This is a genomic window from Dyadobacter sp. CY326 (genome assembly GCF_021390515.1).
Lineage (GTDB): Bacteria > Bacteroidota > Bacteroidia > Cytophagales > Spirosomataceae > Dyadobacter.
This window is the reverse complement of record NZ_JAJUXI010000008.1, coordinates 350,686-372,946: the sequence shown is the minus strand read 5'-3', so window position 1 is coordinate 372,946 and position 22,261 is coordinate 350,686. Positions and strand designations below refer to the sequence as shown.

23 protein-coding genes are annotated in these 22,261 nt (G+C 44.3%); 14 read left to right on the top strand and 9 right to left on the bottom strand.

Translation table 11 applies throughout. The annotated features are described in order from the left end of the window. The first annotated feature begins 40 nt into the window (after nucleotides 1–40). From LZG73_RS18005 to LZG73_RS17980, 6 genes are all read left to right on the top strand, one after another. Nucleotides 41–1,351, top strand: a complete 1,311-nt coding sequence (locus tag LZG73_RS18005; RefSeq protein ID WP_233853181.1) for a serine hydrolase — start codon at nucleotides 41–43, stop codon at nucleotides 1,349–1,351. After that, nucleotides 1,351–4,089, top strand: a complete 2,739-nt coding sequence (locus tag LZG73_RS18000) for a PQQ-dependent sugar dehydrogenase (RefSeq protein ID WP_233853179.1) — start codon at nucleotides 1,351–1,353, stop codon at nucleotides 4,087–4,089. Before LZG73_RS18005 ends, LZG73_RS18000 begins: the two co-directional genes overlap by 1 nt. A gap of 50 nt (nucleotides 4,090–4,139) precedes the next feature. Then, on the top strand, nucleotides 4,140–5,120 hold the full coding sequence (locus tag LZG73_RS17995) for an alpha/beta fold hydrolase (protein WP_233853177.1): 981 nt from the start codon (nucleotides 4,140–4,142) through the stop codon (nucleotides 5,118–5,120). 36 nt (nucleotides 5,121–5,156) lie between these two features. Then, a complete protein-coding gene (locus tag LZG73_RS17990; protein ID WP_310588449.1) occupies nucleotides 5,157–6,317 on the top strand; it encodes an alpha/beta hydrolase-fold protein in 1,161 nt (386 codons plus the stop codon). A 14-nt stretch (nucleotides 6,318–6,331) separates the two neighbouring features. Beyond that, nucleotides 6,332–7,411: an esterase gene (locus LZG73_RS17985; RefSeq protein ID WP_233853234.1), complete on the top strand. Its 1,080-nt coding sequence runs from the start codon at nucleotides 6,332–6,334 to the stop codon at nucleotides 7,409–7,411. A 66-nt stretch (nucleotides 7,412–7,477) separates the two neighbouring features. Continuing rightward, on the top strand, nucleotides 7,478–8,386 hold the full coding sequence (locus tag LZG73_RS17980) for an alpha/beta hydrolase (protein WP_233853175.1): 909 nt from the start codon (nucleotides 7,478–7,480) through the stop codon (nucleotides 8,384–8,386). Nucleotides 8,387–8,774: 388 nt separating this feature from the next. Here LZG73_RS17980 and LZG73_RS17975 read toward each other — a convergent pair whose 3' ends face one another. Further along, entirely contained in the window at nucleotides 8,775–9,188 is a 414-nt protein-coding gene (locus LZG73_RS17975; RefSeq protein WP_233853173.1) for a DoxX family protein, read from the bottom strand. Between the two features lie 117 nt (nucleotides 9,189–9,305). Here LZG73_RS17975 and LZG73_RS17970 point away from each other — a divergent pair, with 117 nt between their 5' ends. Beyond that, the gene (locus tag LZG73_RS17970) at nucleotides 9,306–9,644 is read left to right on the top strand and encodes a helix-turn-helix domain-containing protein (RefSeq protein WP_233853171.1); all 339 of its coding nucleotides are present in this window, start codon (nucleotides 9,306–9,308) and stop codon (nucleotides 9,642–9,644) included. A 7-nt stretch (nucleotides 9,645–9,651) separates the two neighbouring features. Here the strand turns inward: LZG73_RS17970 and LZG73_RS17965 are convergent, their stop codons facing one another. Then, complete coding sequence (locus tag LZG73_RS17965) at nucleotides 9,652–9,987, bottom strand: hypothetical protein (protein WP_233853169.1); 336 nt, start codon at nucleotides 9,985–9,987, stop codon at nucleotides 9,652–9,654. Between the two features lie 403 nt (nucleotides 9,988–10,390). Between LZG73_RS17965 and LZG73_RS17960 the strand changes: the two genes are divergently transcribed. Continuing rightward, on the top strand, nucleotides 10,391–11,179 hold the full coding sequence (locus LZG73_RS17960; RefSeq protein ID WP_233853168.1) for an SDR family oxidoreductase: 789 nt from the start codon (nucleotides 10,391–10,393) through the stop codon (nucleotides 11,177–11,179). Continuing rightward, nucleotides 11,180–12,100, top strand: a complete 921-nt coding sequence (locus tag LZG73_RS17955) for an AraC family transcriptional regulator (RefSeq protein ID WP_233853166.1) — start codon at nucleotides 11,180–11,182, stop codon at nucleotides 12,098–12,100. It abuts the gene before it with no gap. 389 nt (nucleotides 12,101–12,489) lie between these two features. Here the strand turns inward: LZG73_RS17955 and LZG73_RS17950 are convergent, their stop codons facing one another. Next, nucleotides 12,490–12,900, bottom strand: coding sequence for a helix-turn-helix domain-containing protein (locus LZG73_RS17950; protein ID WP_233853165.1), 411 nt, complete (start codon nucleotides 12,898–12,900; stop codon nucleotides 12,490–12,492). Between the two features lie 111 nt (nucleotides 12,901–13,011). Between LZG73_RS17950 and LZG73_RS17945 the strand changes: the two genes are divergently transcribed. Further along, a complete protein-coding gene (locus LZG73_RS17945; RefSeq protein WP_233853163.1) occupies nucleotides 13,012–13,767 on the top strand; it encodes an SDR family NAD(P)-dependent oxidoreductase in 756 nt (251 codons plus the stop codon). 212 nt (nucleotides 13,768–13,979) lie between these two features. On the opposite strand, the gene LZG73_RS17940 is transcribed toward LZG73_RS17945, so the two are convergent. Both LZG73_RS17940 and LZG73_RS17935 read right to left on the bottom strand, forming a co-directional pair. Beyond that, the gene (locus LZG73_RS17940; RefSeq protein WP_233853161.1) at nucleotides 13,980–16,607 is read right to left on the bottom strand and encodes an ABC transporter permease; all 2,628 of its coding nucleotides are present in this window, start codon (nucleotides 16,605–16,607) and stop codon (nucleotides 13,980–13,982) included. Between the two features lie 3 nt (nucleotides 16,608–16,610). Beyond that, entirely contained in the window at nucleotides 16,611–16,955 is a 345-nt protein-coding gene (locus LZG73_RS17935) for a PadR family transcriptional regulator (protein ID WP_233853159.1), read from the bottom strand. Nucleotides 16,956–17,006: 51 nt separating this feature from the next. On the opposite strand from LZG73_RS17935, the gene LZG73_RS17930 reads away from it, so the two are divergent. The 3 genes from LZG73_RS17930 (at nucleotide 17,007) to LZG73_RS17920 (ending at nucleotide 18,944) form a co-directional block, all read left to right on the top strand. Next, on the top strand, nucleotides 17,007–17,237 hold the full coding sequence (locus tag LZG73_RS17930; protein ID WP_233853157.1) for a hypothetical protein: 231 nt from the start codon (nucleotides 17,007–17,009) through the stop codon (nucleotides 17,235–17,237). Nucleotides 17,238–17,417: 180 nt separating this feature from the next. Further along, complete coding sequence (locus tag LZG73_RS17925) at nucleotides 17,418–18,026, top strand: dihydrofolate reductase family protein (protein ID WP_233853155.1); 609 nt, start codon at nucleotides 17,418–17,420, stop codon at nucleotides 18,024–18,026. Between the two features lie 363 nt (nucleotides 18,027–18,389). Beyond that, the gene (locus tag LZG73_RS17920) at nucleotides 18,390–18,944 is read left to right on the top strand and encodes a hypothetical protein (protein WP_233853153.1); all 555 of its coding nucleotides are present in this window, start codon (nucleotides 18,390–18,392) and stop codon (nucleotides 18,942–18,944) included. Nucleotides 18,945–19,062: 118 nt separating this feature from the next. Here LZG73_RS17920 and LZG73_RS17915 read toward each other — a convergent pair whose 3' ends face one another. After that, on the bottom strand, nucleotides 19,063–19,419 hold the full coding sequence (locus tag LZG73_RS17915; protein ID WP_233853151.1) for a lipocalin-like domain-containing protein: 357 nt from the start codon (nucleotides 19,417–19,419) through the stop codon (nucleotides 19,063–19,065). Nucleotides 19,420–19,504: 85 nt separating this feature from the next. Here LZG73_RS17915 and LZG73_RS17910 point away from each other — a divergent pair, with 85 nt between their 5' ends. Then, nucleotides 19,505–19,768, top strand: a complete 264-nt coding sequence (locus LZG73_RS17910) for a helix-turn-helix domain-containing protein (protein ID WP_233853149.1) — start codon at nucleotides 19,505–19,507, stop codon at nucleotides 19,766–19,768. Nucleotides 19,769–20,002: 234 nt separating this feature from the next. Here LZG73_RS17910 and LZG73_RS17905 read toward each other — a convergent pair whose 3' ends face one another. The 3 genes from LZG73_RS17905 to LZG73_RS17895 form a co-directional block, all read right to left on the bottom strand. Further along, nucleotides 20,003–20,689 carry a DUF1579 family protein gene (locus LZG73_RS17905; protein WP_233853148.1) on the bottom strand — a complete coding sequence of 229 codons (687 nt, stop codon included), beginning with the start codon at nucleotides 20,687–20,689 and terminating at the stop codon, nucleotides 20,003–20,005. Between the two features lie 67 nt (nucleotides 20,690–20,756). Then, nucleotides 20,757–21,530, bottom strand: coding sequence for a T9SS type A sorting domain-containing protein (locus LZG73_RS17900; protein WP_233853147.1), 774 nt, complete (start codon nucleotides 21,528–21,530; stop codon nucleotides 20,757–20,759). A gap of 17 nt (nucleotides 21,531–21,547) precedes the next feature. Continuing rightward, the gene (locus LZG73_RS17895; RefSeq protein ID WP_233853146.1) at nucleotides 21,548–22,120 is read right to left on the bottom strand and encodes a type VI secretion system tube protein Hcp; all 573 of its coding nucleotides are present in this window, start codon (nucleotides 22,118–22,120) and stop codon (nucleotides 21,548–21,550) included. Between the last annotated feature and the right edge of the window lie 141 nt (nucleotides 22,121–22,261).

The following is a 22,261-nucleotide window of genomic DNA, read 5'->3' as shown; positions in this document are numbered from 1 at the left end:
CTGCCGCTGAATAGCCTTTATTAATTTAAAAATAATAGGTATGAAAAAAATCTATTTAAGCATTGCGCTTTTGGCTGCATTCACCAGCACCATAGCCCAGCAAAAATCGCCCGCGCCGCAAGAATTAAATTACAAAGCTGATCTCAAAGCAACCGGCACAAGCGAAGACAAAACAAAACGCATTGACTCGCTGCTGCAAAGTTTTATTGACCAGAAGAAAGCCAGCAGCATTGTAGGTTTTGTTGCCAAGGGCGGGAATGTCGTGTACAACAAAGCATTTGGCTACAAAGACGTTGAAAACAAGGTTCCGGCTGCTGTGGATGATTATTATATCCTGTTTTCTCAAACCAAAGCAGTGACGACCGTGGCATTTATGACCCTGGTAGAGAAGGGATTGGTCTCGGTTGACGATCCGGTTTCTAAATATTTCCCCCAGATTTCTGATCAGGTAGCGACAGCCATCAAAGAGGATGGAACATTCGAAACAAGGCCAGTGAAGACGCCGATGACATTTGCGCATTTGATGTCGCACTCGTCGGGAATCAGCGCCGGACTGGTAGGAAAGGCACGTCGCGCCGAAATGGAGAAAAAGAATGCCGCTGCAACCTCCGGAGCCACGCCACCGGCAGGCCCGGGACAGCGGACAGGCGGGGCTGGCACGGCGAAATATCTCAAAGATGAGATGATCGCGCTGGCAAAATACCCACTGGGTTTCGATCCCGGCAGCGAGTGGAGTTACCATATCAGCACAAATATGCTGGCTTACATGGTCGAGCTCATATCTGGCAAAAGTCTGCGTGAATATGTCAAATCAACGGTTCTGGATCCTTTGGGGATGACTGAAACAGACTGGTATTATGAACCCTCGAAAATGAACCGGTTTGTGAAGGCTTACAGCGACATTGACGGCAAATTGGTGCCGCAATCCAACAAATTTAGCGAAACCACGATCAGCCCGGTACAAACTTATGCGGAGGGAGCTATTGGTCTGAACGGACCTATTGGCGACTATGCCAAGTTTTGCCAAATGCTGCTCAACAAAGGCGAGTACAATGGCAAGCGCATCCTCAAACCCGAGACAATTGAACTGATGACAAAGGTCAACCGCTTACCTGCTGAGAATTCCGGTGGAAAAGGGTTTCAGTTCGGGCTCGGATTTGAACTCTACAATGCAGAAAAGAAACCGGTTCCCGAAGTTTCGAACACTGCATTTGCGTGGGGTGGATTGTACGGTACGGATTATATTATCGATCCCGAAAACAATATGATTGTGCTGTTTTACTTGAACATGCCCAAGCACGAGCCAATGTACAAGCCATTTCTTAGTAAAGCTTATCAACTTTTTAAATAATGTTCCATACTTACAATTTCCTGACAAAATGTTTGAGAAAGCCTTTATTAGGGGCTTTCTCATTGTTCATTGCCTTTCTGCCAATTCGCTCATTATTAGCGCAAACACCTAAAAAGCCGGAGAATAACCGGTTCACCAAAGTAGTTCTTGCGCAAAGGCTTGAAGAGCCCATGCAGTTTCAGATTTTGAAAGATGGCAGGGTACTTTATGCGGAGCGGAAGGGTAAGTTGAAGGTTTATGATCCAAAGTCGCAGACGATGGAAATGGTGGCTGAGTTTGCCGTCAGTACAAAATATGTAAACAAAGCGGGAGAAGTCACCGAAGGGGAAGATGGAATGCAGGGCGTCATCCTGGATCCTGATTATGACAAAAACCATTGGATTTACATTTACTATTCCCTGGCTGGTGACGAGGCGAAAAACGTGCTGGTGCGCTACGAGTGGCATGGTAAGGAGTTACTGGAAAGCTCGCGAAAGGTGGTTATGGAAGTGCCCGTTCAGCGTGAAGAATGCTGTCATGTGGGCGGAGGGATGCTTTTCGATAAAGATAAAAACCTGTATCTGACTACGGGGGATAATACATTTTCCCGCGCCTCCGATGGATTTGCTCCTCTTGATGAAAGACCGGGGGAATCACCCCGAGACTCCCAGAAATCATCTCCTAATACAAATGATTTAAGAGGAAAAATTCTGCGTATTCATCCTGAACCCGACGGCACTTACACCATTCCAAAGGGTAACCTTTTTCCTCCGGGAACGCCGCAGACCAAACCAGAAATTTACACGATGGGCAACAGAAACCCGTGGCGGCCAACGATCGATTCAAAAACCGGATGGCTCTACTGGGGAGAAGTAGGCCCGGATGGGTCGCGTGACGACATCGAAAAACGTGGCCCGCAATCCTATGATGAATTCAACCGCGCCAAAGGACCCGGGTTTTACGGATGGCCGTATTTTGTTGCCAATAACAAGGCTTACGTGAAATATGACTTCGCCACCAAAGTTTCCGGAACGCCTTTTGACCCATTACATCCGGTCAACAATTCTCCAAACAGCACGGGCTTAAAAGAGCTTCCGGCTGCACAGCCTGCATTTATCTGGTATTCAAAAGCGCAAAGCCAGGAATTTCCGCTGATGGAAAGCGGGGGCAACAGCGCAGTGGGTGGGCCGGTATTCAGGAAAGATGATTTCAAAAATGCATCGCGATTATTTCCCGACTACTATGAAGGAAAATGGTTCATCACCGACTGGGTACGGGGCTGGATTAATGTGGTGGAAATGGATGAAAACGGCGAATACAAATCGATGGAGCGATTTCTGCCCGATCTGAAACTAAAAGGGCCGATTGACATGAAATTCGGGCCTGACGGTGACCTGTATGTGCTGGAATATGGAAACGGATATTTTAAAGATAATCCGGAGGCAGAACTGATCCGGATCGAATACAACAGCGGGAACAGAAAGCCATTGGTAGAAGCATCAGCCAGCAAAACGGCAGGAGCACTTCCTATGCAGGTTACGCTATCTTCGGAAGGCACCAAAGACTTTGATGAAGACGACGCGCTGCAATATGAATGGGTAGTCAGGAAAAACAATGCAGCTTTCAAAACGCTGAAAGAGGCTAATCCGTCGATCACTTTTACCTCGCCGGGCACTTATCAGGCAACCCTGACTGTCACGGACAAAGCTGGGGAGAAAAATACCAAATCGGTTGAAATGAAAGCAGGTAATGAACCTCCGGTGGTCGAATTTAAAATTACCAAAGGAAACTCCACCTTCTATTTCCCAGGAAAAAGCATTGACTATGAGGTGCGTGTAAGCGACAAGGAAGATGGCAGTCTTGCAAACAAGAAAATAGCGCCTTCTCAGGTTTCTGTCAGTACAAACTATCTTTCAGAAGGTTTTAATCTGACCCGGATCGCACAAAAGCAAATGAGTGTGGATGCTTCGGCGCAATATGCAACGGCGATTTCGCTGATCAATAATGGAGATTGCAAGGCTTGTCATGCCATTAAAGAAAAGGTGCTGGGCCCTTCTTTTACGGCTATATCTGCCAAATACAAGGGTGATCCAACCGCAGTTGCAGGCTTGTCCAAGAAGATTTTAAATGGCGGTTCCGGCGTTTGGGGAGACGCATTTATGCCAGCGCACCCGACTATGGCGGAAAGCGATGTGAAAGGAATTGTCCGCTACATCATGAGCTTGTCGGATGCGCCTAAACCGGCCAAAACATTGCCTGTAAAAGGTACCTATACAACGGCTGTGCCTAAGGGTGATACGGAAGGCAGCTTCATATTCCGCGCCGCATACGCCGATCGCGGTACAAAAGCAGCGTCCTCCCAATCCTCGGAAGCAACTGTTATCCTTCGAAATCCAGTAGTGCCTGTCACTCTTGCCGACCAGGTCAAAGAAATAAGTTTTAACAATGACAGTACCATGGCATTTGTCAGGAATTCCGGCGCGTCTTTCAGGCTTAAAGGAACTGATCTGACCGGCATCAAACAAATTGAAATTATCCGTGCTCCCGGGCGTAATGCACCGACACCTCCTTCCGGAACAATCGAGGCACATGCAGGCAGCGCAGACGGAATTCTGTTAGGTAAGTTTTCCGGTGAATACAGTGATAAAATGATTCTTGACATTGCTGCCGGAGCAGGATCCGGTGTCAAAGATGTTTACTTCGTCTTTACCGGCGCTCCGATCAGAATCAAAGCAATTCGGTTTGGCGCAGGTGGATAAACCAATCTTGTGCTTTCATTTTTTGTCCATGATTTAAAATAAAACCACAAATGAAATTAACCATGAAGTCACAAGCCCAAAAGTATCTATCCATGCTGATGCTGTCGGTGCTAATCCCGACGATATCCGTCAATGCTCAATCTGTGAAATTTCCCGAAGGCTGGACCGATGGTTATGCCTATGTCAATGGAATACGCTCGCATTACTATCACGCCAAGCCGGCGCCGGGTAAACCTGTGATGGTCATGGTGCACGGTTATACCGACATCGGGCTTAGCTGGACTACACTGACCTTGAAATTGCAGGACGCTTATGATATTTATATGATTGATGCACGCGGTCACGGTTTGACCGATCCGCCTACGGCAACGGATAATGGCGAAACGATGATCAAAGACGTAGTGGATTTTGTAAAGTTCATGAAATTTGACAAGCCGATACTAATGGGGCATTCGATGGGAGCAGCCACCGTCATGCGGGTAGGGGCGCAGTATCCTGATCTGGCCAAAGCCATTATCATGCTTGATCCATTTGTTGGTAATCGTCCAGCCCAACCTGCACCATCGGCAGCTGATACTGCCCGTAGAGGTCAAACTGCATCTGCACAATCAAGCGCGGCGCCAGTCCGCAGGCCCAATATGTTCAAAAGTCCTGATACCCTCGTTGCACAGAATAATACGCCATTTGAAGAGGTAGTTGCGAAAGGGAAGCGTCAGAATCCAATGTGGGCTGATTTGGATATATATTATTGGGCAGTCTCAAAAAAGCAATACCACGGTCCTTACACGCCCGAACAAGCTCAGGCCCTGACAGGCACGATGAGCACGGCAGATGCCCTCGCAAAAATCAAGGTGCCGTCACTGATATTAAAAGCAGATGCGAAGCCCGAAGTGCGCAAGGCCAATGAGGAAGCGGCCCGTGTCATGCAAAACGGCAAATTAATTCATATTGATGGAGCAGGGCACAATCTGCATCACGACAAGTTGGCGAAAACGGTGGAAGTACTGAATGAGTTTTTAAAACAGATATGAAACCGTTATAGAAGATTTTCAAATAACTTACATAAAATGCACCGTACAACTGTTGCACGAATCATGTTTACCTCGGTGATGCTTTGTCTTTTCTTTTATGGGAAGGCGCAGCCGCCAAGAGGTCCTTTTGTGGTATCGCCTCAGGTACTAGCCGACAAGAAAGTTACATTTCGTTACCTGGCTCCGTCAGCAAGAGAAGTAAAGCTTGCAGGTGGGCTGTTTGGGGCTTCAAACGTTGCCATGATAAAAGATAGCATTGGCATATGGAGCGTTACTGTTGGCCCGGTACGACCTGACATTTATTCTTACAATTTTGTCGTAGATGGTGTAAGTGTAATGGACCCGGCAAATGAAGATTTTTCTCCCAATGAACGTTTCAAATCAAGTCTATTTGAAGTTTCCGGCTTTACGCCCTTAATACATTCTGTTCGGGACGTTCCGCATGGCTCCGTGAATTACGAATATTATTCTTCTGTTGAAGGTACAACCGGTACAGTGGTTGTCTATACACCTCCCGGTTATGATAAAGATGCGTCTAAAAAATACCCGGTTTTCTATTTAATAAGCGGGACGACAGATACAGAAGAGACTTTTTTCAAGGTCGGCCGTACCAACTTCATACTTGATAACCTGATTGCGGAAGGCAAAGCAAAGCCTATGATTATTGTCATGCCTTATGGCAATATGGAAGCAAGAATGGCGCATCAAAAGGGTGACCCTACGCCCCCGGACCCGGTAAGAGACAGCCCGGATGGAATTGTCAGAATGCGCCGATTTTCAGATGACCTTACAGAGCATGTGATTCCTTTTGTCGACAAAACCTATCGCACCATTGCTAACAGGGACAGTCGTGCCATCGGTGGTTTTTCCCGTGGTGGCGGTCAAACCTTACGAACTTCATTTTGGAACATTGATAAATTTTCCTGGATCTGTGCCTATGCTGCCAACCTACCTACAAGTGAATTGGATGGCACCTATTCAGCCATTACTTCCAATGCGGAGGCCACCAATAAACAATTGAAACTGCTGTGGGTAAGTGTAGGAAACGAAGATTTCATGTACAATGACGTTGCGACATTTTTGAACTATCTCACCGCAAAAAAGATCAACTATAAAAGCCTGATCACAGGAGGAGGTCATACATGGATAAACGTCAGGACTTATTTGACGGAAACCGCTCAACTTCTTTTTAAATGAACAATCAATCAGCGATGAAATACTTCATTTCTATCATAATCCTGATATTATTGGGGTCGACCAACTCTTTTGCCCAACGGCCACCTTCTATCGGTTCACCACAAGTACATGCTGATAACAAGGTAACATTCAAATACTATTCAAAGACGGCTAAAAAGGTAATGGTGAGCGGAGAGTTCCTGGATGCTCCACAGGCCATGACCAAAGATACGTCGGGTATTTGGAGCGTTACGATTGGCCCGGTGAAGCCGGAAATTTATCCCTATTCCTTCCTGGTAGATAGTGTACAGATCGCAGATCCAAATAACACCCATATTTTTGCGAATGAACGCTTTAAGCGCAGCATCGTCGAGATTCTTGGAAAAACACCGCTGGTTCATTCCCTGCAAAACGTTCCGCATGGCAAAATCAGCTATCGTTATTATCAATCAAAAACACTTGGAACAACCCGCCAATTGTTGATCTATACACCTCCCGGATTTAAACAAAACGACACAAAAAAATATCCTGTACTTTATTTAATACATGGAGGGTCGGATACAGAAGAAACTTGGACCAAAGTAGGACGTGCTAATCTGATTGCGGATAACCTGATTTCGCAAGGGAAAGCAGTTCCAATGATTATCGTGATGCCTTATGGTAATGTCAGGCCTGCTCCAATGTCCGATTTTACCAAAGATGTAGTGAAAGATATTATCCCTTTTGTTGAATCGAACTACCCGGTTCTTACGGACAGTAAGCATAGAGCCGTTGCAGGATTTTCTGTCGGTGGAGGCCAAACGCTGAATATTGGATTAACTAACACCGACAAGTTTGCCTACATATGTTCTTACGCACCCTATACAGCAACGGAAGAGTTTCAAAAAAACTTTTCGAATTATGCTCCTGACGCCAACAAAATCAACAGCCAGTTAAAGCTGCTTACCATCAGTGTGGGTACAGATGATTTCTTATACGAAAGCGTGAAAAAGAACATTGCCATGTTTGAGGACAAGAAAATTCGTGTCAAAAGTTATATCGTACACGGCGGACATAACTGGATAAATTGCAAGCAATACCTCGCTACGACCTTGCAGGAAATCTTTAAAAATTGATTTTGTCCTAAGGGAAAAACTGAATTTCGTGTTTTTTGAAGAGTATATAATCATAAATCCTGCGCTATGAACCTAAAAACCATATCGATAACGCTGTTAACACTTAGTCTTTCGCTTACCCTGCGATTTACGGTTGATGCGCAAACATCCGAAGAAAAACCGCTATGGCCATCGGGTATCAAAGATAATCCCGTGAAATATACTACTGCCGAAGAGATGGTAAATTTCGATGTAAATCCCCAATCGCTTTCAAAAAAGAACCGGGTCTTTCGCAAGGTGTCTGTTCCTACTTACGTCCTTCATCTGCCACCGCCCGGAAAAGAAACGGGCGTCGCCGTAGTGATATGTCCCGGAGGCGGTTTTGTAGATAATTGGTTCGATCGGGAAGGTACCGACCTTGCACTTTGGCTAAAAGAACAGGGCGTGGCATCGTTGGTGTTAAAATATCGCTTGAATACCAGAGATAGCAGCAGAAACTTTGTAATTCCCAGAGATACATATTTCGCAGCTGCATTCGATGATGCAAAGCAGGCCATCATCACTTTACGAAAAGATGCAGCTAAACTTAAAATTGATCCCAACAAAATTGGCATAGCAGGTTTTTCGGCTGGTGGAACATTGGCGGTAGAACTCGCAGCAACCGACGAAATAAATGAAGGCTCGGACAAGGTGAGCTGGAAACCCAATTTTGCGGGTCTTTTTTATGCTGCATTTTTAAGAAATTATACTGTTCGAAAGGAAAGTTGTCCACCGGTTTTTATCATCAATGCCCACGACGATAAGTTGACTAAGGCCTCCAAAAGTGTTGACTTTTATTCATCGTTGCTGAAAGCAGGGATTCCGGCCGAAATGCATATTTACAATAAAGGCTCTCATGGATTTGCAATGGATTTTACGAAAGGAGAAACCCTGAAATACTGGCCTGAAAGTTTTTTGGGGTGGTTAATGGATATTGGGATGATTCAGAAAAAGTAAGCATCTTCGGCAGGATCGCCTGCGAGGACTTGCGGCTGCTAGAAAACCACAGGAGGTCAGATCTTAAATCTCGGGGCTAAATCGACAAATTTTTGACCTAGATAGAACAATTAAGGAATTTCATGATGGATATCTTTGTGTCAAAGTTCAAATATGAATGAGCAGGTAACATCGATCGGCTTGTTCATGATATTGAAAGCCGACTTTTGAAAGAATCGATATGAGCAAAGTGATTAAAATCCCTACGTCGCTGGTTAGTGAGGTTGCGCGCAAGGCAACGTAAATTGAAGCGTCGGGTATTAATAAGAATCTGCTATTAGTTCTTGACCAGTGCGGGACGTTTACTGCGCTAGTGCCGGTCACTTAGGTCTGATCTATGTACGTGCTATTAGTGAAAGCCTGAGTGCCTTTTCTTAAGGTAATTCCAAATTAATATAACCACTATTGCCGTCAACGTTATTGCGAAATTGATACCGAGTTGAGAAACTTCACCTCTTGAAACGTGGAAAATAATTGCAATGACCATTAGCAAAATAATCCCGTAGCAGGCATAGAGTGTAACGGCTGGTCGTATGCGGAGTATCCGCGGAATTGTCATGCCGATTCCAGCAAGCGTGTCTGCTAAGCCCGCAATTGAGACGAGTAAAGGATATTCCCCAGTCCAAGGCCACATCCTGGAAAGCTGTTCAGCCGGTGTGAAAAGTTTGATAAATCCTGCCCATAAAAATGTTGCGGTCAAAAGGATCTGCAATGACCATAGCAAGGTATTGAGCGTCCTAAGTTTTACTTGTTTCTTGTCCATTTGTTTTGCTGTAATTGTATCGGCAAAACTACCTACCTTTGCTTTCCATATGATAGCGCTTCCTAATTGGATAGCACTATCCAACTGGATAGTAACTGGAAGTAAACAAAAAGCAAGATGCTAACTAATGGTGGCTGTCCTAAAACAGCACTTTCAATTAAAGATGCGCTTGAAGCTTTGGAAGGGCGATGGAAGTTGCTGATTCTGTTCTCCTTATCTGGTGGAAACAAGAGATTCAAACAGCTATCAAAGGAAGTGCCAGGCATTACAGATAAGACATTATCAAAAGAGCTAAAAAACTTAGAAGGCAACAAGCTGATTACAAGGAGCGTTTATGACACTTTTCCGCCGACCGTTGAATACGCGATCACAGAACACGGCAGACCGCTGGAAAATGTACTTGAAGCATTGCATTACTGGGGTTTGGCACACCGCGATGTTGTAATAGAAAAATAGGCGGGGGTTAAAAGCAAAACATCTGGCTAAATATAATGCTGTCTTCCGGTGTGGCCTCGATCAACCGGATGAGTGAATTTCCCCAGCCGGCATCATTCAAATTGGCTGCCCGGCGCAAGGCCTGCTCTTTTTTAGTTCCGGTTGTTTGTTTGCTATCAAACTGATTAATCATCCAAAACACCTGGTTGCCGGCGGTTCCGGCAAGACCACCCCTTGTCCGATTATGTCCAACTGTGAGGATCGTATTTTGAACTGCTTCATCGCCTGGCGCGACGACCGCTCTCCAGAGGTGATGTCCTCCATGTGCTTTTGCGGGGTAAGAGGGCAGCAACTGACGCCGCACGGTGGAATAAACGCCGTCTGCGCCAATGAGGAGATCGGCTGGAAGCTGTTTCCATGTGTCAAAGTGATGTTTACCTGATCAGCATCTTCTTCAAAGTGAGCAAGTTTACTGTTCAGTATAATATTTTCTCTGCCCACAGCATCAGCGAGCATGTTCGTTAAAACAGGTCTTGAAAAGAGGGTAAAAGCATAATCCTCGGGATCATACCCGGGCGCACGGTAACGGCCAACAGTCGATAGTTAACAATCATTATTTTTTCAGGTTATATAATCCTTTACAGTTTTTAGGGATACTAGCCTGGCAGTCATACAATCTGTCAAATATTTGGATAAACTATAAATAGATTTGGATAAATCGTTTAAGGGTTTGGTGCCGAACTTTGTCTATATAAATATTATTCAAAATGGACATAAAAAACAGCACGATATTAATTACAGGCGGAACCAATGGCATTGGTTTGGAAATGGTGAAACAATTGTTGCCGCTTGGCCCTTCCGACATCATCGTTACCGGGCGGGATGCCCGCAAGCTTATGAAAGTCAAATCACAATTCCCACTGATTCATACATTTCAAAGCGATGTAAGCAAACCGGAAGATATCCGGGAACTATATACCTTAGTGACTCAGCAGTTTCCTAACCTGAATATCATCATTAACAATGCCGGAATCATGCGGAACCTGGATCTGCGGGACCAAGGCTTGAACCTGACGGATATTACTTCTGAAATCGATATTAATCTTTCAGGAACCATTCAGATGGTGCACCAGTTTTTGCCTTATTTGCTGAACCGGCCATCGGCGGCGGTCGTAAATGTTTCTTCTGGTTTGGCTTTTCTTCCTTTCCCCTTGTCGCCAGTATATAGTGCTGCCAAGGCAGGCATTCATGCTTATACTCAAATATTGCGGCTGCAATTAAGAGATACAAATATTAAGATCATTGAACTTGCCCCGCCTGCCACTGATACTTCCCTTGGAGACCCATTTGAAGGATTAGTAGACAGCAGCATCAATATGAAAACCGATAAAATGGTCAGCGTTGCTATTAAGGGCATTATGAAAGATACCAGCGAAATCAAACCGGGCTTGTCCAAGTTGTTGAAAATAATGAGTCGTATTGCACCAGATACCGCATTAAAAATGGTAGATTCGACGATTCGGAAAGCAACGGAAAAATTAAAAAATGAACGCTAAATGGTAAGTAATGCACCGCTTAGAATAAAGTCCATCACTGAATTTCACCGGGTGGCGGGGTTGTCTTCGCCACTTCATCCGTTGATCAGCCTGGTAGACTATTCCACTGTTTCAAATGCACATGAAAAAAATACATCGAGCACAGTTTTCGATTTTTTTTCTATTTCAATAAAGCGGGATCTGACTAATAAGTTGTTCTATGGCCAGCAGACCTACGATTTCGATGAGGGAGTCATGTATTTTTTAGCACCCGGTCAAGTACTGCGCCTTGAAGCGTTGGAAAACATAAATTCCAAACCATCGGGCTGGCTGCTGCTTTTCCATCCGGATTTCCTTTGGAATACAAGTTTATCCAAAGATATCGGTCGCTATAATTTCTTTGGATACGCATGTCATGAAGCACTTTTTCTATCGGAAAAAGAAGAAGAAACACTCAAAGGCATCATTGAAAATATTAGCCGGGAAATACAGAGTAACATTGATCAATTTTCCCAACTGATTATTGTAGCCCAACTGGAAGGGCTTTTCCGGTATGCTGACCGGTTTTACAACAGGCAGTTTATTACCCGAAACATCAACAATCATCACATACTTTCAAAATTAGAGGCTTTACTGGATGATTATTTTGACCAAAAAAAACAGCTACTCTATGGACCTCCGTCTGTTCAGTTCATTTCCGAGAAGCTAAATGTATCTCCCAACTATTTGAGCGGGCTACTAAAAACACTGACCGGGCTTAATACGCAGCAACACATTCAGGAGAAATTGATTGCAATCGCCAAGCAAAAGCTGTCAACAACGGATTTGACGGTGAGTGAAATTGCTTACGAACTAGGCTTTGAACACTTGCAATCATTCAGCAAGTTATTCAAGAATAAAACCAAACAATCCCCGCTTGAATTCAGGCGGGCGTTTCAGTAAAGGCCATTAGCTTATGCTGTTCGCAAAATGTAAGTGACTTGGATAGGGCTGAGGACCCTCATAATTAGCACAAATGCAACTGGGCCCAGATATGGCTCGCAGCAATCAGCGATGGTCAGGAGAAAATATGCGCAAAGTATTTTCACCATCATCATCAGGGCAATTATTTGCGCCAAGCGATCCTGTAATAATCCAGTAAGTCTATGTCACTTACGGTTAACCGTTATACGGGGTAGCCAATAACATGATGATCTTGGGTTGTCAGGAATGCATGTCGGACAGCGTCGAATGGAGCCCGCCTGCAGGTCCGAAAATTCCAAGCGAATGAAAAGGACCCTGCCTTCCATTGTCGGAGTAGGGGTGTCAATTCATATCAAACATCACAAAGCTCATTGATATGCATTTTCACGATCGACAGACTCGGTTTTCTCAAAGTGCTCGTCACCTGTGATAATTTTTTTCCTATGCTCCGTTCCCCAGGTTGCCATGGCGAGGATTATGGGCCTCAGCGTCGTGCCATAATCGGTAAGTTCATATTTAACTGTAATAGGCCTGGTATCTTGTACAGTACGGTTAACCAGCCCGTTGATTGCCAGCTCGTGGAGCTCCTTAGAAAGCATCTTTGGACCTATCCCCTCGACCTCCCGCAGGAGATCCATGAATTGCTTCGTGCCAAAATGAAGACACCCAATGATGGTGATTTTCCATTTTCCACTAAGTATGTCCATCGTATCGTGGATAGCTCGAAGCTGCGAACGGCAAAATGTGGGCTTCTCGTCTTTAAAAACTTTTTTCTGCATGATAAGCAATAGTTTAATCAGTTTCTCAGAGGAAAGCACTTCCCTTTGGGAAATACATATACAAAGTAAAGTTAGTCAAAGTAGCTTTGTTCAAACAAACGACTAATAAAAATGGATCTAAAATTAAAAGGAAGAGTAGCAGTTATTACTGGTGCATCAAAGGGAATCGGGGCTGCAATAGCGAAAACTATGGCCGCAGAAGGCGCATCTGTTGTTGTTAACTTTGCAGAAAGCAGGGAAGGTGCTGCCCGGGTTGTGACTGAAATTGTTTCAAACGGCGGTAAAGCCATAGCTATACAAGGCGACGTAAGTAAAATCGTGGATATCAAGCGCATCTTCGAAGAATCTAAAAGCAATTTTGGTGCCATTGATATCCTAGTCAATAATGCTGGTGTAGGGAAGTTTGGTCCGGCAGAATCTGTTTTGGAAGAAGAATTCCATAGGCAATTCAACACGAATGTGCTCGGAACAGTACTCGCCATACAGGAAGCATTGAAACATTTCCCGGAAACCGGTGGAAGTATAATTAACATTAGTTCGGTAGCCAGCCAGAACCCTGGTCCATACACCGGCGTGTATGCTGCATCGAAAGCAGCGATCGAAGCATTAACACTAGCTTACGCAAAGGAATTCGCAACCCGTAAAATCAGGGTTAATACAATTGCGCCTGGTAGTACTGAAACAGAAGGCGCCCGTGCTCTTATTAATGTAATGGGTAAAGAGTTAGAAAATGCGATGATTGCTGCAACGCCAATGGGCCGTTTCGGAACGCCGGAAGAAATCGCATCAGTTGTTGTCTTTCTTGCATCCGATGCCGCTAAGTGGGTTACGGGCGAAAGGATTAAAGTGTCCGGTGGCCTTAATTGAAGGCTCGTCAGATGAGCTGGCAATCTTTATTGCCGGCTCATTAATTTCTGGACACATTTATACCCTTAGCGCTGTTAAGCCGATCTGACATCAATCTGGCGCAGCAAAGATCCGGATTTCATAGCGTGTGAGGTCAAGCCCTCGGGTTGAAACCAAAGGATAGAGATATTGGTCGGCTCTGGCCTTTGCTGATGTCACGAACAACGCCAACGTCACTCCGAACGCAAGCTTTTAATCGGGTTCATCAATGCTGCCTTGATGGCCTGGAAACTGACAGTCATTAATGTGATCATTAGCGTTCCGGCACCCGTCACCATAAAGATCCACCAGGAAATTTCGGTGCGATAGGTGTATTTTTTAAGCCAGCCGCTCAGGAAATAGTAGGAAATCGGCGCGGCAATGATGAATGCGATGCAGATAAGGATCACAAAGTCCCTCGAAAGCATTCCCCAAACGTTGATAACGGTCGCTCCCAAAACCTTCCGGACGCCGATTTCCTTCGTACGCTGCTCGGCGATGAATGAGGCAACACCGAATAGCCCCAGGCAGCTGATCAGAATGGCAAGAGCAGAAAAGAATGACGTCAGTTTTGCAATGCGCATTTCGTCGTAAAACTTCCCGTCGTAATCCTGGTCGACAAAGTGTGCCTCAAATGGAACCCCGGGGTCGTATTTTTTGAAAACACTTTCCACTTTCTGCAATGCGGCGCTCGCACTCAGTTTTGGGTTAATGCGCAAACTGATTACACCACCCATATCGTCGGCCAGACTGTAAACCAGCGGCCTGACATTTTCATAGGGTGACTCGATGATCATGTCCTTCACGACGCCGATAATCTTTACGTGCGAGTCAAACCACATTAAATTCTCCCCAACCGGATTCTTCAAACCCATGAATTTGACCGCAGCCTCATTCACGATCAGCCCTGATGAATCGCTGGCAAAGTCGCGGCTGAAGTTCCGTCCGTCTACAAATTTCCAGCCGACTGTTTGTGCGTACTCGTAGGACACATTATTGTAGCTAAAATCAATGGATTGCGCCGGGTCTTTATCTTTCCAGACAATGCCGCTGGTGGACGCCCAGTTGTTTGTTGCCGGACTATTGGATTCGGCCATTTCAACGATCGCATTGTTGCTTTTAAGCTCATTTCTCACAACTTCGAAGTGGTTGTGGATCTCGGGAGTCCATAAATAAACGGTCACCAGGCCATCTTTTGTGTAGCCCACGGGCCGGTTTTTAGCGAACTGGATTTGCCGGAAAACCACGATTGTACCAATGATCAGAATGATCGAAACGGTAAACTGAACAATTACGAGCGTTTGTCTTGGCACCGCAGCAAAACGTCCAGCCTTGAAAGTGCCTTTCAATACTTTAACAGGCTGAAATGAAGACAGATATAATGCCGGGTAACTTCCGGCAATGAAGGCAGTCAGAAATGTGAAGCTCAATCCCAAAACCCAGAAAACAGGACTGGCCCAGAGAATTTCAAGTTTTTTGTCCGCTACATCATTAAAGAACGGAAGCATCAGCAAAACAAGCAGTAATGACACGATAAATGCAAATGAAACGACCAACATTGATTCACTTAAAAACTGGGTGACCAACTGGTTTCTGACAGATCCGACTGCCTTTCGGATTCCAACTTCCCGAGCACGTTTTTCTGAGCGGGCGGTACTCAGATTCATGAAGTTAATGCAAGCAAGAAGCAGTACAAAAGTGCCGATCATGCCAAAAAGCCACACATTTTCAATTCTTCCGCCGACACGGTGACCATTTTTGAAAGTTGAATGCAGATACCATTTCTCCATCGGGTTCACGAAAACATCCGGTTTGAATTTCAGCTGTTCCTTCCGGATATTTTTCTTTTTGACATCTTTAATGCGCGCAGATACCTTCTCAACATCAGCATGCTCGTTCAATTGCGCGAAAATCTGATAGCTGTTGGGCCTCCACGGATCTTCCATCGTTTTCAAAGAAGGGTTGATAATTTCGTAAAGTGACCACGGCGCAAGAAAAGTCAATCCGCGGAAGGTGGTGTTATAAGGTAGATCCTCGTAGACGCCGGTAACCTTCACATTCTGACTATTATCTATTTTAATCACCTTATCGATCGGGTCGGATTCGCCGAAAAGCGCGTCGGCAACAGACCTTGAAATCAGGATGGAATTAGGTTCTTTGAGCCCGGCCCAGGTTCCTGCAAGCATTTTTAGCGTGAGCATTTCCGGCGCGGCAGGCTCCATATAGCTACCGCTTTTGCTTACTTTTCTGTCACCAAATGCGAGAATGTGCGGCGACGTCCAGCTCGACATGACAATGTGCTTGAAATCGCTGCCATATTTACTGCGAAGCTCATTTGCCAGCGGATACGGAACCGAGTTTTGGGTGTTGGTGACACCATTACTAGTCTGGTGCTGCATTACCTGCACAATGCTGCTATAATTCTTGTGATACCTGTCGTAGGACAATTCATCATAAATCCATAAGCCGATCAGCATCGCCACGGCCATTCCCATGGCTAATCCGGTTATGTTAATGAAGCTGTATGCCTTGTTTTTGGCAAGCGTCCGCATTGCGATTTTGAGATAGTTTTTTATCATTTCAGGGCTAAATAAATAAGTGGATGAATATGGACTGGGCCTTCTTCGGATGAAATACGGTCTGAGGTAGGTGACGGCCATTCCCAGATAAGCAAACCTGGCTTTTAATGGCTGATCCCGATGGCTATTTCTGGCGTGAACTTCGTGAAGGTCGCCGAGTACATCTTCGAGAAAATGCGGTGCAATGACAGCTTTTAAAATCGCGTCGATCCATTGTGGTGGAAGGTTCTCTTTGTTTTTCATGGCTCAGGAAAAACTTAATTTTGGGTGCATTTTTTCCTGCGGAATGGCTTTCCAGAGCTGCTGACGAATTTCCTGGATTTCCTGTAATGAGCGGCTTCCGTAATTGGTAATGGTAAAAAACCGTTTTCTCCGGCCGCCACGCTCAGCTGTCGCGCCGCCCATCTCGGAGGTAAGAAAGCCTTTTTCCTCCAACCGATATAAAGTGGCGTGCACCGCACTCAACGTGATCGTCCGACCGGTTGTCTGCTGAATGCTTTCCCAAATAGTAACTCCATACGCCGGATCGGTGCAGGCTGCGACGACCAGTAACACAATCTCTTCGAATTCTCCCAGGAATGTCCGCTTCATCTTTTGAGTGAGTATTAGTTTTAATTATGCAAAACAAATACTGCACCAGAAATGAAATATGCTCTGAAAGCCCTGAATGTAGCTTCTGGCCAAATAAACTTGTTCAAAATCGAACAGGCACTGTCCGGGCGAGAACAATTGGAAAAATATTGCCAGATCATTTGTAACGAATCCGGAGGTCAATCTTCTTTAAAATTGAAATGGACTTACAAGCCTTCAACCAATGCTGATTCCGCTGTTGTTCAAACCCATTGCGGAAAAGTGCTGGGTTACATCCGCTAACATTCCATTGTTAATAGGCTCTGTAAAAAATTTAAGGTTAGAGTTGTCGTAATTGGACGTTTCATAAGACGGTTATGCGTTGGCTTTGTCGCATTACCCCCATTTAATAGTCGTTTTTGCACCCACCTTGATTTAAGCTCTTTTCATAATATTGCTCCGTCAAATCATATTTATAAACAAATGAGAAAGATTATTACGAACACCTTCATGACATTGGATGGTGTAATGCAGGCTCCGGGCGGCCCGGATGAAGATACCGATAGTGGATTTGAATATGGTGGCTGGTCGGTAACACAATGGGATCATGTTATGAATGACGCAATGATTGAAGCAATGAAGCACCCATATGACCTTTTGTTAGGCCGAGTTACGTACGAAATTTTTGCGGCCCACTGGCCATTGCTGAAAGATGATCCCACAGCTGACTTATTTAATCGGATCAACAAATATGTTGCGACAAATTCATTAACAAATGCAACTTGGGAAAATACGATTTTGCTCAATCAGGATACAATTGACCAGATAAGAGCCCTAAGGTTAAGCGATGGCATTGACCTGCAAGTACATGGTAGCGCCAACCTGATTCAATCTTTGCTACACCATGGACTTATTGATCAAATGAATATTTGGATCTATCCCCTTGTTATTGGAAAAGGGAAAAGACTTTTTGGGGAGGGGACAGTTCCATCTAACTTCAAACTCGTCAAACATGCAATCTCGACTACCGGTGTAATAATCACGTCCTTTGAACACAACGGAAAGATACCAATCGGATCATTTGCTTCGTAGACGCCGCGCAGTCGCCTTCAGAACGACAATATCTATACGTAGTGTGAACTTTGGGAATAGCAGAATAATTTTAAGTATCCTAAAACACTCCATTATTGATTTTAAATGTTAATGCGGTGATAAATGGAGCTGATCATTTAGGTGCTCACTGAAGAAAGCTCATGTCAATGGGTGAAAGTCTTCAAACTAAGTGTTCAGCAAATTTCCTATTTTAGCCCAGAGCTCGTGGTTGGCGGCACTTCTGGTGATAAATTGGAGTTTGTAAAAAACCGTGTGCTGTAATTTAGCAGCAAGTCATTACACCGCTAACTAATTTACCTTTGATCGGACAATACTTTATTTTTAAATTGAAAGAGCTAATTTGTGAGTGAACAACTTAGTTTGGGAGTCAAACTTGATCAAAATACAGAAATGGAATGGTATTGCTACTTATTAGGGATTGTCTTATCATTTGCCATTGTATTTACTCTAATTAGCTTTCTGCCCTCACCAAAAAAATATATTACATCCAGGGATGGTGCAATGCAGGCAATAGGCCTTATCCAAGAGTGGGCAAAATGGGTGTCTGGTATACAGACTTTATCTATTGGAGGATTGGCATGGTTTGCATTTGATGACCATTGCCTAACTCTCAATCATTGTCCAGAAAAGTTCCTTGCCTTGCTAGCCTTTGCAATGATAGGATCTGCTATATTTTGCAGTGCCTGGATTTTATCATCGCTCCCACTACAGGCAATGAAAATTCATAATCACTTGTTGGGTGCGTTTTCCCCGGAATATGATATCTACGAAAAGTCTTTACTGGGCAACTCCAAATTGACGTTAGGCTATTGCCTGACGGTTAACCATTGGCTCTGGGGTGTTGGATTGGGCAGCTTTGGAATATTGGTCATTTACCACCTACTCAGGACCATCTAGCAGATATAGCAGCCTCTGAAAACTAATGGAGAGCATGGAGCTTTGGAAAAAGATGTACGGCTTTTGAAACTATCAATGGCGCAATTGTATTCTACCAGCTATGTATCCTCAAATAAGACTACTGAATTACAGTAAACTCACAATCCTTTCTGTCCAAAACTTCAACCGCTCCGTGGCAAAATGCTGCATTTTCATCAGAAGTTGCCTTATTCTTATCATTAGCGACTATTTTCGGCCGTAATGCTTTGAGTATTTGGATCGCATAATGTCCCTTAGAATCAAATACCAACAAACCCTGCGGATTTTCACCGTATGGCTGTACCTTGCTTTTGTCGGGCAGTATGTTTTCCACGGCAACCAATGACCAGGCTCCAATTAAAATCTTCCAGGAAGAAGTTGTGTCTTTGCCTGCCTCCTGCGCTTGAGAACTTCGGAATGTTGTCAGGGAAAACAGAAATGTCATTATCGCTTTCATTATACTAGATTAATATACAGTCAGAACTGGTATACATTATGGACGGGGCTGGCGTGCAATGGTCTAGGAAAATATTGGCGAAACCGTGCTGGATATTCTACACTACATTCAGCAGCATATTCATACACCCCGAGATCTCAAAGCCGAGGGAATCAGTAAGCAGCTGGGGATTTCATTTAGTTATCTCGGCCGGTATTTTAAAAAGCAAACCGGAGAAACCTTGCAGGAATATATCACCAAATACATAATAAGGCTTATCGAAATCCGGTTATTGAATACGGACATGCGAATCAACGAAATTGCGGATGAACTGAGTTTTACAGACGAAAGCCACCTGCTTTCTTGCTAATAAAAATGATTATCGCCAAATTGCAAGAGGCTTATGATGGAAACTAGTTTTCGCCTTATCTTATGTTTCTTGTCCTTCCTTTTAATAACAGTGCAGATGCGCAATGGGACTCGATACACTTAATTGCGCACCGCGGAGGAGTTGTGGATAGCTCTTATACCGAAAATGATTGGTCACGGCGATGAAGAGTCAAGAGAATAGTGTCTGTATGCTAACAATATTTAAGGAGCATTGTCAATATTCTGCTGACTTGGTAAAATCTAATTCCCTGATTTTGATTTGGTTGCCATCCCGCAATTCGTAATATTCCTCGGTATAGTGCTGTTTGTCAACAATCCTTAGCACCCTTCTGTTAGCTTTTTTGAGTCCAGGAACGAGCTCTGTTTCCCAATCATATGTGAAAGCGTTTTTTTCTTTATCAAAAGATCCATTCTGCATTTCAATGTTACTACCAATGTGATTATTAACAGAAGTGGTAACAAACTTCGCCTGTGGATTATCGTAACCTTCAATTTGCAAGTTTTGATAGTTGCCATCCTTCATTTTGCCATTTCCAATTGGCAGCGGTAATTTGCCACCTGTGATTTCAACAGTGTAGAAACGGCCGTCATAAATAGGTTTCCTAATGAGTATCCCCTTAATAAATGGGCGCTTCGGGTCTACAAAATTCCATGTGCCAGCGAGCTGAGCCAAAATTGCATGATTGCTGCCTGGCCCCGAATAATCAAGCATCTGCTTCATGGCTTCATTCTCATTTTTGGTATCACCCACTTTATTATCATTGGATTTTACCTGGGCAAAAGTCGGAGTCATCGCATGCAGTAAAATGATGATTACTATTCCAAACTTAGCATAGATGCGTTTAGAAGATGGTGACATGTTACGTCTGATAGAATCTAAAAATCTCATTGGTTTGATCACGTTATAATTGAAACAATGGAGGCCCTAGGAAAGGCGCGCCTGGTAAGCCCGTTTATCTCTACCAATCTTACGGAATAACTACGAAAGAGAATGTGGCCTGGCGATTGGCGCTTTTGACTTTAATGGTGTATTTTCCAGGAGAGATGTCTTTTAATGTTGGCTTGATGATCTGTCGCTCTGAGATCGTCCGGAGATCAATATCTGAATAAATGATTGCTCCGCGTGCATCATAAATCACACTCGTAAACTTTTCAGATTCTTTTAAACCATCGATTTTAAAAGCAATCGTTTTGCCTTGGCCTGGATTTGGGAGCGCCGTTACCGATAGGAGGGCGGAGCTCCCTTTGATGCTGATAATTGCGCTGTACTGGTAGGTGCCGTCAAAATCCACTTGTTTGAGCCGGTAATAGGTGTAGCCCGCGTACTGATGAAAATCAATATGATGGTAGCTTTGAAGCGATGCAATAGAACCGGCACCTTTTACTTTGGCCACCGTTTCAAATCCCCAGCTTGGATTGAGGGTGCGCTCTAATTCGAAATAATCATTATTGATTTCCTCGCTAGTCTGCCAAGACAATGAAACGGTTGCATCGTCTATCCGTTCGCCCTCAAATTTGATGAGCGTCACCGGCAAGCCTGTTCCACTACACGAGCTTTCGTCACACGCATTGACATGTGAAATGCGTGTTTTTTGCTTAATCAGATTTGGATAGTAATCCGCTTGTGTCATCGCAAGAAATCGGTCTGCGGCAATCTTTACAGGGGATTCAGGAATCGTTCCTTGTGCCAAAACAGATCCGAAGCACATAAGACAGGCAATGCAGTATAGGAGAAGTCTCATAATATGCTGGTCATAGATCAAAATTGATTCTGGCCGCTTGCAACATTGTACATAAAGACGTATGGGTCCGCTTGCCAGGCCCCATTTTCATTTTGAGAATAGGTGGTGATTTTAATGCGGGTATAGACCAATTTGAAGCTCTCTATAATTCCCTGACACCCTGTCTCGCAGTCCTTTACCCCAGCACTGGAAATGTTTGAGACCTGCACATCTTTAAACTCCATTTTATTGACAACGATTCGCGACCCGCCATTGGCAGCATTAATAGTGGTCACAATCTCCATTTCTTGGATCCTCTTTCCGTTAACCAAAAAATCCCACAGTCTGTTTGAAAGCTTGTCAGAGGGTTTGGTAATTACCAACTCCTGAAATTGCGCTTTGCCGGAACCGGAACCAGAACCAGCTGTCGTAGACACTTCTTTGATTGCTCCTAGTTGTCTGCTATTAATTTCAACATAATCCGTGAATCCTTCATATGGGCTACCATCAGTGGTGAGCTGATCCACCTTCAAAAAAATAGCCTGGGCAAAAAGGTGTTGGGCGAAAAGGCAAAAAACAAGTGTAATGAATGGGCGGGAAAGTGTTTTCATAAGGGACTGTTAAGGTTTATCCTAAGGTAGCAATTAAGCTTAATGAATCAGGAAAGAATATCCTGTAGCTTGCATGATTAGTTACTTAACGGGAATTCCGGTTAAGGAAGGACTTGACGATAATACTAGAAAACTTAAAAG